The organism is Peribacillus sp. TH27, from assembly GCF_016650915.1.
Taxonomy (GTDB): domain Bacteria; phylum Bacillota; class Bacilli; order Bacillales; family DSM-1321; genus Peribacillus; species Peribacillus butanolivorans.
Genome location: NZ_JAEKEV010000002.1, coordinates 4,726,661 through 4,741,559 on the forward strand (window position 1 = coordinate 4,726,661; position 14,899 = coordinate 4,741,559).

The window sequence follows — 14,899 nt, forward strand, 5'->3', positions numbered from 1 at the left end:
AACAACTTCATTATAACAAATTAAGAAGAACAATATCAATTGGATTTTTTTTCTCCATGATTTCATTTTCTAAATCAAAGCATAAAATACATCAAAACTCATAGTTTTCAATTAAATTGTTGTTCCGAAATTTATTTTAGAAAGAAAAATTCAGAGGTGTTTAGAAAGAAAATCTTTTCTCCGTCATAGTCTGGACAAGTTGCTCATACGTTGTAATATAGCGCTTTGACATGAGCAGGGGGTGGATTTGGAATGGATGATCGCAGGAAAGATATCCGCAATCGTATTGCCAAGAGACGGAAGTTTAATGATAAACCAGCAGGAAATGGTAGTTGGACGGAGATCAATAATGAGGAACCGTATGGTTTTGATTCATTTAACGGGTATTCCGAGAAAGATCATCCGCTCTTTAAGAAAGAATATTTCTTTTTTAAAATCTTGGCCAGTGTATGTCTATTTCTTATTATTGCGGTGATGTTTAAGCATCCTTCAACGCGGCTGGATTCTGCAAGGAGTTTTGTCACGGAAAACATGAAGCAGGAATTTCAGTTTGCTTCGATTTCCAATTGGTATGAAAGTGCGTTTGGTAAGCCTATCGCTTTTTTACCGACTAAATCTGGGAAAGAAACAGTCGATTCAGGTGAAGGCTATGCGATGCCTGCTTCTGGGAAGATTACCCAAACCTTTGAGACAAACGGCGAGGGAATCATATTGGAAACAAGCAAAGGGTCTAAGGTTGAATCGATCAATGAAGGGGTGGTCATTTTTGCCGGTGAAAAGGAGGGGATTGGAAAGACGGTTGTTATTCAGCATGCTAACAAGAGTGAATCCTGGTATGGGCAACTAGAAAAGATTGATGTGAAACTTTATGAGTTTGTTAATAAAGGGAACGAAGTCGGACAGGTTACAGTAAGTGAAGACGGTTCCAAGGGCAGGTTTTATTTAGCAATAAAAGAAAATGACGCCTTCATCGATCCTAAAAAGGTGATAACCTTTGAGTGAGTATGGAAAATTGCTATTTAAAATCAGAGTACATCCGACACTGTGGTTCGTCATTGGAATCGCCATCCTTACGGCCCATTTCGTTGAAGTGATGATGTTGTTACTCATCGTTTTTATTCATGAGATGGGGCATGCAACCTGTGCTCAGCACTTTAAATGGCGAATTAAGTCAATCCATCTGCTTCCTTTTGGAGGGGCGGTCGAGACTGAGGAGTATGGAAATAAAAGTTTGAAGGAGGATTTGGCCGTCGTGCTTGCCGGTCCGCTTCAACATGTTTGGCTCATCGGAGCGGCTTTTTTGCTCTATTCCCTTTCCTTTATTTCCTATGAGCTTTATCAGCCTTTCTTATATATGAATCTTATGTTGTTGGTTTTTAATTTGCTGCCAATTTGGCCATTGGACGGAGGGAGGCTTTTATTCATTGGTGTATCTCTTTACTGCACCTTTCTTGAAGCACAGAAATATACGCTCTATTTTTCTGCCGCATTCGCACTCCTGGCTTTTTTAACTTGGCTCATTCTCGAACCACTTAACTTGAATATCTGGCTGATCATCTTGTTTATTAGTCTGTCACTTGTCATGGAATGGCGGCAGCGGTATTACGCTTTTATCCGCTTTCTTTTACAGCGTCATTATGGTCATACAAACGATTTGGCGAAACTAAAGCCGATTATGGTGGATTCCCAAGAACCGATTTATAAGGTGCTGGAAATGTTTCAACGCGGCTGTAAGCACCCCGTTATCATTATGAAAAACGGCAAAGAGAGTGGTTCGTTGGATGAAACGGAAATCCTCCATGCCTATTTTTCAGAGAAAATGACAAATGGGAAAATAGGTGACCTATTATATTCTTATTAAATATGATATCCTTTCTTCAAATTGAGGAGAGGATTTTTTTTAATGAAAAAGATGATCGCTAACCTATCTTCGCGCGAAAAAAGAGTGGCTGTGCTGGAGAATGATGTGCTACGTAAAATTGAAATCATGCCGCCTCACCAATGCAGTACGGTCGGTAATATTTATCTTGGGAAAGTAACAAAGGTATTACCGGGTATGGATGCAGTCTTTATTGATTATGGAGTAGACAAGAATGGCTTTTTGCATCGTGACGAAATTCCGTCTTTCCAACTGACAAAACGAGACGGAAAAGCGGCAATTGGTCAATACGTCCGCCAAGGAGAAAAGCTGCTAGTTCAGGTGACTAGGGATGCAACCGGTACAAAAGGAGCAAAATTGACAGGGTTGATCGAGTTTTCAACAGATTCCCTCGTTTACATACATGGAATAGATTATGTTGGCGTTTCTAAGAAATTCAAAAACGAGCACTTGCAAAAACAGTGGCGGGAAACGGCTGTACAGTTTAAACAGCCTAATGAGGGGTTGATTGTCCGCACATCGATGGAGAATGAAAGCGAAACTGTTTTTTTGAACAGATTATCTTCATTGCGTCAGCTCTATAAAAATCTTGAACTGAAAGCAGCCTCTCTAAAGGCTCCAGCTCTCCTCTATGAGAGAGATAATTTCTTAGAGATGATTATCTCTGAAATGTCGAGAACGGGTTCAGGGGAACTTGCTATCGATGATTTCGAGGCATATCAAGAGTTGAAAAAATGGATACAGGAAAACGGTAAGGAATGGATATTATCCTATGAAACGGGTCCAAAAAACATTTTTTCTGAACGGAATGTGGATGGGCAAGTTGAGAAAGTGATGAAGAAAATAGTCTGGCTCGATAACGGAGGCTATTTAATTTTTGAAGAAACGGAAGCGTTCACTGTAATCGACGTCAATTCGGGTAAGTTCACTGGTAAAGTGGAAAAGGAAGCAACGCTGTTTGCAGTGAATCAGGCGGCAGCGAAAGAGGTTGCCCGTCAACTGAGATTGAGAAATATTAGCGGGATTATCCTAATAGATTTCATCAATATGGAGAAGTCACAGCATAAGCTTGAAATTATCGACATTGTCAAAAAGGAAGTAGCGAGGGATGAGAAGCGCGTCCAGGTTATTGGCTTTACAGAACTAGGCATCTTACAGGTTACGAGAAAGAGAACCTCACCGTCACTTAGCGAAATATTGACGATACCCTGTCCTGTATGCAGCGGAAGCGGGAAAGTTGAGAGTGCTGAAACAGTGGCCTTCCGGTTGGAGCGAGAATTGCTGGAACATCGCAAAGCGGATGATGAAGCGGTCTGGGTGGAAGTAAACAAAGCGGTGGCAGACGTGTTACTAGGTGAAAATGAATCATATAGGCCGACATTGGAAGAATTGATTTCTAAAAAGTTATTTCTTTCATTTCACTCCGGTTCTATAAATACGTATTCTATTAAGCGCTTTGGGAGCATTCAGGAAATCGAGCGAGCTTTCAAGTGATGGACGAGAATTCTTACAAATATATTGACAGCTCTTCCGGTTTCATGATAGGATTTTAATGTTATGTTTGTAGCACCCGTGCTACAACCGCTCAACAACAGGTCTTAAGCTTTTGTCTTTTTGACAAGACGCCTGTGATTGGCGAGTCTGAGACATTTAAGGAGGTGCAAGTATGTACGCAATTATCGAAACTGGCGGTAAACAAATTAAAGTAGCAGCTGGCGAAGCGGTTTACATTGAAAAATTAAACGCAGAAGCAGGCGAAACTGTTACATTTGACAAAGTTTTATTCGTAGGTGGCGAAGACGTGAAAGTCGGTGCTCCACTAGTGGAAGGCGCTACTGTAACAGGTACTGTCGAGAAACAAGGTAAGCAAAAGAAAATCACTGTTTTCAAATACAAAGCGAAGAAAAACAATCGTAAAAAACAAGGTCATCGTCAACCATACACAAAAGTTGTTATCGAAGCAATCAACGCGTAAGGGCTGATTCTAGATGATTAAAGTTGTCTTTGATGCTCCGCAGGAACGGATTACTTCGTTCACCTTAAGCGGACATGCTAATTTTGCTAAAAAAGGTTCAGATATCGTTTGTGCAGGTGTATCGGCTGTTTCCTTCGGGTCAGTCAATGCGATTATGTCCTTAACGGATGTAGAGCCTGAGATTGAGCAAGGGAGAGAGGGCGGCTATCTTCGCTGCGTAATTCCGGAGAATCTTTCACCGGAATCCGAAGAAAAGGTGCAGCTGCTCTTGAACAGTATGCTCATATCGCTGCAAACTATCGAACGTGATTATGGTAAATACATGAAAATTATCCTCAACCAATAGGAGGTGGAACAAATGTTAAGATTAAATCTTCAGTTCTTCGCTTCGAAAAAAGGAGTAGGTTCTACAAAGAACGGACGTGACTCTCAATCTAAGCGTCTTGGCGCTAAACGTGCAGATGGTCAATTCGTTTCTGGTGGTTCTATCCTTTACCGTCAACGCGGAACAAAAATCTATCCAGGTGAGAACGTAGGCCGTGGTGGAGACGATACTCTATACGCTAAAGTAGACGGTGTTGTTAAATTCGAACGTTTCGGACGTGACCGTAAAAAAGTAAGCGTATATCCAGTTGCACAAGAAGCATAATTGGCATCTTTGAACAGAGGCTGACTCAAAAGGGTCTGATTCCTTCTACAAGACACTATATATCGCGTCATTTTTAATAATGGTATGGTATATAGTGAAGAAGGGGTCCGGCCCTTTATTTATACTATAGGAACGATAAATAACCAGCTTTTTGCAGGAGACTTTAGTCATTAGTATAATAAAAACAACCTCTGACTTACAAAAGGCTCGCCAATAGGCGGGCTTTCTTACCTTTTAGGGGAAAATCTAAGATTACTTTATCCATCACATTTGGTTAGGCCAAATAGACAGTCCAATTCAACTATAATATCTCCAATTGGTGCATAAATAAGGCCCATTCTCTTTATAAGTTCAAATGGCTCTACCATCGTCCAAAGAACTCAGGGTGTGTGGCTGTATTTTTTGGACGGGGGCTTTCATGTGAAGGCATGTGAATCGAGCTTCATTTCCTGTTTGTTGTTTTTTTGATATACTGTACAAATGGAAGTATTCAACATGATAGAGCTGAAAAAAGTTCCTTTATCATAATTGAAGGTGTTAATAATGGATAAAAATTGGACGACTATTGAAACTCTTCGTCAAACCAGGCATGATTGGCTGAATAGAATTCAAATAATAAAAGGGAATCTGGAGTTAAACAAAATTGATCGTGTCAAAGGCATTATTGATGAAATCATTATTGAAACCCAGAATGAAGCACGCCTTACCAATTTGAATTTGCCAAAGTTCAGCGAGATGTTGTTGACGTCGAATTGGAATAACGGATCATTTTATTGCGAATATGAAATTATTGATGTTTTTGAAGGCTCTACTGAGCTGGACGAGCTGATGTATCGTTGGACGAATGATTACTTTAAAGTTTTGGAAAAGAATCTAGACCCATTTTTTGAAAATATTCTAGCTGTTTCTATGTGTAAGAAAGAGATAAGCGATATGCGTTGTTCATTTCATATGCAAGGCAGATTTATCGACCAAGCCGCTGTGATGGAATTTTTAGAAAAGTCGTTAACTGCGGAGCAATCAATTGATATTCTCGAATGTAATGAAGATGAATTATTTTTTAAGATGGATATTAAGTTTTAGAGAAGTATACAGCAAGAAATGACTTGCAGAAAACAAGGAAGTGATAGCATGTTTGTCGATCAAACGAAAGTCTATATAAAAGGCGGAGACGGTGGTAACGGGATAGTTGCTTATCGTCGTGAAAAATTCATACCAAAAGGCGGACCTGCCGGCGGAGACGGTGGTAATGGAGCGAACGTCGTTTTTGAAGTAGAAGAAGGCCTGCGTACGTTAATGGATTTCCGTTATCAGCGCCACTTTAAGGCACCGCGCGGAGAACATGGCATGTCCAAAAACATGCATGGTGCTGCTGCTAAAGATATGATTATTAAAGTTCCACCAGGTACAGTTGTAATTGATGAAAAAACCAAGGAAGTTATTGCTGATTTAGTAGAACACGGACAACGCGCCGTTATCGCTAAGGGTGGACGCGGCGGTCGTGGAAACTCTCGTTTTGCGACTCCAGCTAATCCTGCTCCAGAAATTGCGGAAAACGGTGAACCTGGCCAAGAGCGCGATATAATTATGGAATTGAAATTATTGGCTGATGTAGGTTTGGTTGGTTTTCCAAGTGTCGGAAAATCCACTTTACTTTCTGTCGTATCTGCAGCAAGACCTAAAATTGCCGAATACCATTTTACAACGATTGTACCAAACCTTGGAATGGTAGAAACGGAAGATCACCGTAGCTTTGTAATGGCCGATTTGCCTGGCCTGATTGAAGGTGCTTCTGAAGGAGTAGGTCTTGGACATCAATTCTTACGCCATATTGAAAGAACAAGGGTAATTGTTCATGTAATTGATATGTCAGGCCTTGAAGGTAGAGATCCTTATGAAGACTACCTGACAATCAACAAAGAGCTTGAAGAGTATAACCTGCGCTTGACTGAACGTCCGCAAATCATTGTAGCAAGTAAAATGGATATGCCGGATTCAGCAGAGAATTTAGCCGCATTCAAAGAAAAGCTTGAAGAAGACTTCCCGGTCTTCCCGATTTCTGCCGTAACACGTGTAGGAATCCGAGAGCTACTTTATGCGATTGCTGATAAAATCGAAGAAACACCTGAGTTCCCTCTTGATCATGAAGAAGAGAATACTGGAATCCACCGTGTTCTTTATAAACATACATCACAGTCAGATGAATTTGACATTGAACGCGAATCGGATGGAAGTTTTGCCGTCTCTGGATTCAAGATCGAGCGTCTATTCAAAATGACTGACTTCACTCGTGAAGAGTCCATCCGTCGTTTCGCTAGACAACTTCGTTCATTCGGAGTCGACGAAGGCCTTCGCCAAAAAGGTGCGACAAATGGTGATATCGTCCGTATCCTTGAATATGAATTTGAATTCGTTGATTGATTAGATACCATGATGGCAGGCAAAAGGAGGCGTGCTGAGTTTGAATAAGGCCGATCAGAAATTTTTCCTCGTTCGAGAGGATGTCCTTCCCGAAGCGATGAAAAAAACGCTGGATGCAAAAGAAATGATTGAACGGGGAAAAGCAGAATCAGTTTGGGAAGCAGTACAGCGAGTGGACTTAAGTAGAAGTGCCTTTTACAAATACCGTGACACGGTTTTTCCGTTTCATACAGTTGTTAAAGAAAAGCTGATTACCCTGTTCTTCTATCTCGAAGATCGTTCTGGTACTCTATCGGAGCTCTTACGGCTCGTCGCCTCATCAGGTTGCAACATCATGACCATTCACCAAACGATTCCCTTGCAGGGACGAGCCAATGTTACCCTATCTTTAAACACGGGTGGGATGACGATGGATATTAATGATCTGCTTACTAAACTGCGTAAAATGGAGTTCGTCGAAAAAGTCGAAATTATTGGGAACGGCGCATAAAAAAACAGCCTGTACATTTCACATGTACAGGCTGTTTTTTTATCAGGGGACGATTTATCGATTAACTATTGTAAAAAATCAGAAAATGACATAACATAAATAGTAGATTTTCCGTGAAAAGGGGATTATAATATGACATCAAAAATAGCATTTCTTGGACCGAAAGCAACGTTCACGGATTTAGCTGTATCGCGACTATTTCCTAATGATATAAAAATACCAATGAATACGATTCCAGACTGCCTTGATGCTGTTCGTGACGGGGAAGTGAATCACGCACTCGTCCCAATCGAGAATGCTTTGGAGGGTTCGGTAAATATTACGATGGATTACTTAGTCCATGACGTGACATTACCGATTAAAGGGGAAGTAACGATTCCAATCCAACAACATTATATGGTGCATCCGGATCATGCATATCCTGGTTTTAAACCGGATATGGTTTATTCGCACTCACATGCTATCGCACAATGCCGCAAATTTCTACATAAAGAACTAAGGGGCATACCTTATGAATATGTCACGTCCACTGCGGCAGCTGCGAAAATGGTGATGGAGAATTCCGATATCAATATTGCTGCGATTGCAAATGACATGGCTGCTGCGGAGTATGGTTTGACGATTGTAAAACAAAATATTCATGATTATGAACATAATCATACAAAATTTATCGTCGTATCTAATAGCGATGTAGATTTTGAAGGGCATTTGACTACTGAGGGCGACAGGAAAACGACGCTTATGGTTCAGCTTCCTGCCGATCATTCAGGGCAGCTGCACCAAGTCCTTTCCGCTTTCTCTTGGAGGAAACTTAACCTTTCTAAGATTGAATCACGACCAATGAAAACAGGATTAGGCAATTACTTTTTCATTATCGACGTCGGAATGGCTCTTGACGATGTTCTCATCCCAGGTGCGATTTCTGAGCTTGAGGCTCTTGGATGTACCGTTTCAATCATGGGCAGCTATCCATGCTTTAAAGTCCAAAATGGTGTACCGCAAAGTTGATTTCTTTAAAGTTGAGAGTAAAGGTTCCTTTCCTCAAAGTTTGACCCAGATGCGGAATTAAACCGTTTAAGCTTACAAGGTTGCAAATTGTTTTCACAGAGAGGTAAATGGTACAACCCTCTTAGTGCATTGATGAGGGAAAATACTTAATAAGAAAAGTGCCCCAGAAGTCTATTCCGGGGCATTTTTTTGTGCAAGTGTTCAATAGAAATTGTATTTCTCTCGTGTACGAGTTCCTAAAACGATTGCCTTACATTTTGTAAAAATATAAAGAAAATAGGCAAAAAGAAATGAATGTCCATTGAAGGATTTTGAAGGTAACTGAAATGGCTATTTTTATTGCGGAAAGAGATAAGGATAAGGATCAAGATAAAGAACAGGAAAAACAAAAATATCAATATCGGAATATAGAGGAGGAACAGTCAGAAGGGGAATTAATACAGGTAATGGGAGGCTGGATACAAGCGGTGAGTTCTATTATTAGTCTTATAGGGCAATTGAGAAGTAATAATGAAGATAACGGCGATGGAGATATCTCTAGTGTAAGCAGAACCAATGATGATAGAATAGGATTATTTTTTCCTTAGTAAATCGTCAAATGGCTGTTCCGAAAAGCGATAGAAACTCATGTTATGGAACGCAAACTGTTTTTTCTAATTTATGAAATGATGGAAGGTCGATTTATTTGTAACGACGGACGAATAATCTCTCTGAAGGTCGAATTATTCCTGGCGACGGACGAATAATCTCTTAGAAGGTCGAATTATTCCTGGCGACGGACGAATAATCTCTCTGAAGATCGAATTATTCCTGTTCACGGACGAATAATCTCTCTGAAGGTCGAATTATTCCTGGTCACGGACGAATAATCTCTTAGAAGGTCGAATTATTCCTGGCGACGGACGAATAATCTCTCTGAAGGTCGAATTATTCCTGGCGACGGACGAATAATCTCTCTGAAGGTCGAATTATTCCTGGTCACGGACGAATAATCGGAGGTGTTTTGCATGTGAAAAACGTATTTATATGTGAAGGAAATTGGTCCGTTGTGGATATCAATAAGACCATTTCTTATCTAAAAAAAACATCCTCAAAAGGTATAACTTTTGAGGATGTTTTCGTTTATTCAATCAACTAAAATGCCGGCATTTTTCAAGGCGTTCTCGGCTTCGTCAAGTAGTTCTTCAGAAGACGCGCTAAGTGTATGGAGATGAATGCCGCTTGTTAGTTCTGATAAAAAAGAAGCATTTGTTGCAGTTACCTTAGTGAGGAATTGCTGAACTTCTTTACGATTGCTGACCATAATGGAAGCAGTTAGATCACCGTAAACGGGGTGCTCGATTTTGACATCTTTCACCGTAATGCCGATATCGACGAGTAAAAATAACTCTTCTTGGGCACGAGATGGATCGTGCTGGCAGGCAATGGTCCGCTCCGGCTTTTGAGTGTTCCCTGTTTGTAAATACATATAGCCTTGGCTAGTAGCGATGATAGGTTCATTTCGTGCTTTCAAGAGTGTGATGTCACCGACGATAACCTGCCGGCTTACATTCGTTATTTGTGAAAGCTCGCTACCGGTTACTGGTTGCTCGCTTGTTTGTAATATATGTAAGAGTTTCGTCCGTCTTTCTTCACCAAGTAATTTCTTTTTTTCCATAATAATTCACCTCGTTATTTACAAACAGTTTACCACAGAATAGAGAATCTTATCGAATCACAGCTATTCCTGCAAGACAGTCTGCTAAGATACGAATATCGTCCACTGTCGTGTTTTTTCCAAAAGAAAGCCGGACAAATTGATGGGCTTCTTCTTCGCTTTTTCCAATAGCTTTCATTGTTTTTGACGGATTTTGTTTGCCGATTTGGCAAGCGCTACCCGTGGATACCGCAAAGCCCTGCTGATTTAATTCTAGCATGATGTATTGTCCTTGTAATCCGGAAAATGTCAACGCCAGAATGTGAGGCAATTGCTGGTTTGACGCTTCGATAACTTGAAAATCAATCTTTTTTTCCTCGAGTAGCCGAATCAATTGCTGCCGAATCTGAAAAATCCGGTTTCGTTCATCTTCCATGGTTTTCGCTAATTTTTTTGCAGCCGTAACGAAGGAAGCTATACCAGGAACATTGACAGTCCCTGCACGAAAACCATGTTCATGAGTGATATTGGGTATTGAGGACTTTAGATGATGGATGCCCGGGAAAATGACGGCCCCAATGCCTTTTGGGCCATATACTTTATGGCTCGAAATAGCAAGACTATCACATACGGCAGATATCTCATCAAGCGGTAATTTAGCAAATGATTGAACACAATCTACATGCAAAAAGGCATCATGGTCGCGAACGATTTTGCTTAATTGTTCGATAGGTTGAATGACTCCGATTTCTGAATTTACATGTTGAACAATGACTAAGCAAGTCCGCCCCGAAATACAATCTTGTAGATGTTCGATGTCAACACGTCCGTCTTTCAAATGACGTAAATACGTAACATCGAAGCCGTTGTTTGCAAGTTTGCTGACATAATTGGCTATGGATGCATGTTCAGTTTGGCTTACAATTAAGTGATTCTGCCAGGCAGGCTTTGAGGCGATGAATGTATCTATTGCGATCATGTTGCTTTCTGAACCGCCGCTCGTAAAGACGATCCCTTCCTTTTTTATGTCTAGCATTTCCGCTATTTGCTGCCGTGACATATCTAATAAACGTGCTGCATCTGATCCGATATCATGCAAACTGCTCGCATTGCCAAAAAACTTCCGAGATGCTTCAACAAAGACATCTAGTGCTTCATTATCCATCGGTGTTGAGGCCGCATAATCTAAATAAATCAAGAAATCACTTCCATCCTCTAAACTTAAAAAACTCTTGATAATAGTTTAATAATATGTAAATATAGTTGTCAAGACACCTGTCGTAAACAGGAGGAATGAAATAATGGAAAGAACGGAAGTCGTAGTGATAGGAAGCGGCATTGCTGCCTTGAAAACTGCATTAGAAGTAAGCCAGCATAAGCATGTGATACTCATCACAAAATCAAAGATTCGTCACAGTAATTCCTATTTAGCGCAAGGCGGAATTGCTGCAGCAATATCTGATCAGGACGAAGTATCTTATCATAAAAAAGATACGTTGGCAGCCGGTCAGAAATATAACGATGTACATGCTGTCGTAAAATTAGTAGAAGAGGCTCCCTTGGTGATATCTGAACTCATCCAATCCGGTATGCAATTCGACCGCGATCAAGATGGCGGACTTATGCTTGGCATGGAGGGTGCGCACAGCCAAAGAAGAATCCTTCATAGTCATGGAGATGCTACAGGTAAGTACATCATGGAGCATCTAATAGATGGCTTGAAAAAATCAACGATACAGGTGCTCGAGGATACTGCAGCGGTGGAATTGATTATAGGAAAAGATGGTTCTTGTATTGGGGTCAAAACGCTGCAAAAGGAAGGCGGATTTGTATCTTACTATGCAGAACAAACTGTATTGGCAACAGGTGGCTGCGGTTCTCTATACAGAATTACTTCTAATTCACAGACTGTTTCAGGAGATGGAATCGCACTTGCTTTCAAAGCTGGGGCACGAGTGCGTGATATGGAATTTATCCAGTTTCATCCGACTCTTCTTTTTATTAATGGTAAAGCAGAGGGGCTCGTTTCAGAGGCGGTCCGCGGTGATGGTGCACAATTAGTGAATGAAATGGGCAAGCCCATCATGGAAGATGTCCACAGAATGAAAGACCTTGCACCAAGACATATTGTGGCACAGACGATTTTTTCTTATTTGCAGCGCGGTGAAAAGGTATTTTTGGATATTTCGATGATTAAGGATTTTAAAAAACGTTTTCCAACTGTGACTTCATTATGTGAAAAAAGCGATATCGACCTTAAATTCGGAAAAATCCCGGTTGCACCTGGAAACCATTTTTTGATGGGTGGAGTTGAAGTGGATCAATGGGGACAAACTTCTGTCGCCTCCTTATATGCAGTTGGTGAAGTAGCTTGTACTGGCGTTCATGGAGCAAACCGTTTGGCAAGCAATTCACTTCTAGAAGGGCTTGTTTTTGGAAATACGCTTGGTCATTTCCTTGCTCATATGCCCTCTAGAACCATACCGTTAGAAAAAGAGCATTCCAAATGTTACACCCTTTTATCCGCAATACCTGATTTGGCTACATTGCAGGAAATGTTAATGAGCGAAGCAGGAATTGTTCGAGATGAAGCGGGTTTAACTCGTTTAAAGGACTATCTTGAATCTTTTGATATAGAAAAATTGCTGCATATGGAAGTTACTGCATTATCAATAAACGAAATAACAAAAATCAATGCCATACTCGTAGCGTGGCTGATTGCTGAATCCGCTTTGACTAGAACGGAAAGCAGGGGCGGTCATTTTCGCAGTGACTATCCAAGGGAAGATGACTCCTTGTGGCTGAAAAACTCTGTTATCCTTGCTTGCACGGATGTGAAAAACCGAGTGAAAGGGAGAAGACTATATGAACACATTGAAGCTTAAGCAGATGCTGCAACAATTTTTGATAGAAGATATAGGTGAATGCGATGTAACGAGTGATACGATTTTTAATCAAGATGAACAGGGTACTTTGACGTTCATTGCAAAAGAAGATGGCGTCTTTAGTGGGAGTCCTGTCATCAACACGGGATTTGCGCTACTGGATCACCAAATACTGGTTGATCTGTTTGTTCAAGATGGAGAAGTGTTTGAAACAGGCCAACAGCTTGCAAGAATAACCGGCAATATGGCTGCGCTTCTAAAAGGGGAAAGAGTAGTTTTGAATTTAGTGCAACGCATGTCCGCTATTGCAACACAGGCGCATAAAGCAACCATGATTTTAGCTGGTACAAAAACAAGGGCTTGTGATACTAGGAAAACTACACCAGGTCTGAGGATGCTTGAAAAATATGCGGTCCGATCTGGTGGGGCCTTCAATCACCGATATGGATTGTATGATGCCGTCATGATTAAGGACAACCATATTTCTTTTGCCGGTTCTATCACGAAGGCAGTACAAACAGTCAAAGCTAAGCTGGGACATACCACGAAAGTCGAAGTGGAAACGGAATCAGCAGATCAAGTGCAAGAAGCAGTTGAAGCAGGTGCCGATATTATCATGTTCGATAACCGGAGTGCTGAAGAAATTAAACAACTGATCAAATTGGTGCCTGAACATATTATCACTGAAGCTTCAGGCGGGATTAACTTGAGTAATTTAGCTTTATATCGGGAAACAGGGGTTGATTATATATCATTGGGCAGTTTAACGCACAGTGTTAGGGCACTTGATATTAGTGCAAAGGTTGCAGAACGTGAGGGGGTAATTAAATGAACATACTGGAGATGGCCAAAACAGCAGGGAATGTATTACCTGAAACATATAAAGCGATGACAAAGGAGGAAATGGAGAGGCGGGTCCGTAAGATTAAACAGCAACTTGGGAGCCGATTGTATATTCCAGGTCACCATTATCAACGTGAGGAAGTCATTCAATTTTCGGATGTAACTGGTGATTCACTTCAGCTAGCTCAACTTTCTGCGCAAAATCGTGAAGCGGAGTTTATCGTGTTTTGTGGCGTGCATTTTATGGCTGAAACAGCCGATATTTTGACAACAGAAGGACAGACAGTTATCCTGCCGGACATGCGTGCGGGCTGTTCGATGGCAGATATGGCGGATATTGACCAAACAGAACGTGCTTGGACAAAGCTGCAGTCCATGTTTGGTGATACGATTCTTCCGCTAACATATGTCAATTCAACAGCGGCAATCAAGGCCTTTGTCGGAAAAAACGGCGGAGCGACTGTAACTTCTTCAAATGCACAGGGAATGGTCTCTTGGGCCCTCTCGCAAAAAGAACGAATTCTCTTCCTTCCGGATCAGCATCTTGGGAGGAATACAGCCTATGACCTTGGAATCCCGTTGAAGCAGATGGCTGTTTGGGACCCTCATAATGATGAATTAATCTATGAAGGGGAGCTAGAAGACTTGAAGGTGCTTCTTTGGAAAGGGCATTGCTCTGTTCATGAAAACTTTACAACAGCGAATATTGAAACGCTTAGGGCTGAGCAACCGGAAATGAATATAATTGTTCATCCAGAATGCCGCCGTGAAGTAGTCGCCTTATCAGACTATAATGGCTCGACATCCTATATCATTAACATGATTGAAAAAGCAAAATCAGGAAGTTCCTGGGCAATTGGCACGGAAATGAACCTTGTCAAGCGGCTTATCGCAAATAATCCTGACAAAAATATCATCTCTTTGAACCCGAATATGTGTCCATGTCTCACGATGAACCGAATTGATCTGCCGCATCTGCTTTGGGCTCTCGAATCAATTGCAGAAGGTACAGTAATTAATCCGATAAAAGTAGAAAAGAAGATTGCGGATAACGCCATTCTAGCTTTGAACCGAATGCTTGAACGTGTTTGAATAGATTATTTGTTTTTTTCG

16 protein-coding genes and 1 other annotated feature are annotated in these 14,899 nt (G+C 41.1%); of the genes, 14 read left to right on the forward strand and 2 right to left on the reverse strand.

What is annotated here, in order from left to right; translation table 11 throughout:
• Window positions 1-252: 252 nt before the first annotated feature.
• From JFU24_RS24110 to JFU24_RS24160, 11 genes are all read left to right on the forward strand, one after another.
• Complete coding sequence (locus JFU24_RS24110; RefSeq protein ID WP_201186038.1) at window positions 253-1,002, forward strand: M23 family metallopeptidase; 750 nt, start codon at window positions 253-255, stop codon at window positions 1,000-1,002.
• The gene (locus JFU24_RS24115) at window positions 995-1,861 is read left to right on the forward strand and encodes a M50 family metallopeptidase (RefSeq protein ID WP_201186036.1); all 867 of its coding nucleotides are present in this window, start codon (window positions 995-997) and stop codon (window positions 1,859-1,861) included. The genes JFU24_RS24110 and JFU24_RS24115 overlap by 8 nt, the downstream gene beginning before the upstream one ends.
• Before the next feature lie 42 nt (window positions 1,862-1,903).
• Complete coding sequence (locus JFU24_RS24120; protein ID WP_201250606.1) at window positions 1,904-3,373, forward strand: Rne/Rng family ribonuclease; 1,470 nt, start codon at window positions 1,904-1,906, stop codon at window positions 3,371-3,373.
• Between the two features lie 75 nt (window positions 3,374-3,448).
• Window positions 3,449-3,532, forward strand: a sequence feature (ribosomal protein L21 leader region).
• Window positions 3,533-3,545: 13 nt separating this feature from the next.
• A complete protein-coding gene (gene rplU / locus JFU24_RS24125; RefSeq protein WP_034308849.1) occupies window positions 3,546-3,854 on the forward strand; it encodes a 50S ribosomal protein L21 in 309 nt (102 codons plus the stop codon).
• A 13-nt stretch (window positions 3,855-3,867) separates the two neighbouring features.
• The gene (locus JFU24_RS24130; RefSeq protein ID WP_201186032.1) at window positions 3,868-4,200 is read left to right on the forward strand and encodes a ribosomal-processing cysteine protease Prp; all 333 of its coding nucleotides are present in this window, start codon (window positions 3,868-3,870) and stop codon (window positions 4,198-4,200) included.
• A 12-nt stretch (window positions 4,201-4,212) separates the two neighbouring features.
• Complete coding sequence (gene rpmA / locus JFU24_RS24135; RefSeq protein ID WP_034308845.1) at window positions 4,213-4,503, forward strand: 50S ribosomal protein L27; 291 nt, start codon at window positions 4,213-4,215, stop codon at window positions 4,501-4,503.
• Between the two features lie 543 nt (window positions 4,504-5,046).
• Window positions 5,047-5,586, forward strand: a complete 540-nt coding sequence (locus JFU24_RS24140; RefSeq protein WP_201186030.1) for a Spo0B domain-containing protein — start codon at window positions 5,047-5,049, stop codon at window positions 5,584-5,586.
• A 48-nt stretch (window positions 5,587-5,634) separates the two neighbouring features.
• A complete protein-coding gene (gene obgE / locus JFU24_RS24145; protein ID WP_056525531.1) occupies window positions 5,635-6,924 on the forward strand; it encodes a GTPase ObgE in 1,290 nt (429 codons plus the stop codon).
• A 40-nt stretch (window positions 6,925-6,964) separates the two neighbouring features.
• Window positions 6,965-7,414: an ACT domain-containing protein gene (locus JFU24_RS24150; protein ID WP_053347150.1), complete on the forward strand. Its 450-nt coding sequence runs from the start codon at window positions 6,965-6,967 to the stop codon at window positions 7,412-7,414.
• A 132-nt stretch (window positions 7,415-7,546) separates the two neighbouring features.
• A complete protein-coding gene (gene pheA, locus JFU24_RS24155; protein ID WP_201223491.1) occupies window positions 7,547-8,422 on the forward strand; it encodes a prephenate dehydratase in 876 nt (291 codons plus the stop codon).
• 326 nt (window positions 8,423-8,748) lie between these two features.
• Window positions 8,749-9,009: a hypothetical protein gene (locus JFU24_RS24160; protein WP_201223493.1), complete on the forward strand. Its 261-nt coding sequence runs from the start codon at window positions 8,749-8,751 to the stop codon at window positions 9,007-9,009.
• Between the two features lie 539 nt (window positions 9,010-9,548).
• Here the strand turns inward: JFU24_RS24160 and JFU24_RS24165 are convergent.
• Both JFU24_RS24165 and JFU24_RS24170 read right to left on the reverse strand, forming a co-directional pair.
• A complete protein-coding gene (locus tag JFU24_RS24165) occupies window positions 9,549-10,082 on the reverse strand; it encodes a transcription repressor NadR (RefSeq protein ID WP_201187975.1) in 534 nt (177 codons plus the stop codon).
• Between the two features lie 46 nt (window positions 10,083-10,128).
• On the reverse strand, window positions 10,129-11,256 hold the full coding sequence (locus tag JFU24_RS24170) for an IscS subfamily cysteine desulfurase (RefSeq protein ID WP_201250607.1): 1,128 nt from the start codon (window positions 11,254-11,256) through the stop codon (window positions 10,129-10,131).
• Window positions 11,257-11,359: 103 nt separating this feature from the next.
• Between JFU24_RS24170 and nadB the strand changes: the two genes are divergently transcribed.
• Genes nadB through nadA form a run of 3 tightly spaced genes read left to right on the forward strand, consistent with a single transcriptional unit; the run spans window position 11,360 to window position 14,878 of the window.
• Window positions 11,360-12,943, forward strand: coding sequence for an L-aspartate oxidase (gene nadB / locus JFU24_RS24175; RefSeq protein ID WP_201223497.1), 1,584 nt, complete (start codon window positions 11,360-11,362; stop codon window positions 12,941-12,943).
• Entirely contained in the window at window positions 12,924-13,775 is an 852-nt protein-coding gene (nadC, locus tag JFU24_RS24180; protein ID WP_201250608.1) for a carboxylating nicotinate-nucleotide diphosphorylase, read from the forward strand. Before nadB ends, nadC begins: the two co-directional genes overlap by 20 nt.
• Window positions 13,772-14,878, forward strand: a complete 1,107-nt coding sequence (gene nadA / locus JFU24_RS24185) for a quinolinate synthase NadA (RefSeq protein ID WP_201223501.1) — start codon at window positions 13,772-13,774, stop codon at window positions 14,876-14,878. Before nadC ends, nadA begins: the two co-directional genes overlap by 4 nt.
• Window positions 14,879-14,899: the final 21 nt, after the last annotated feature.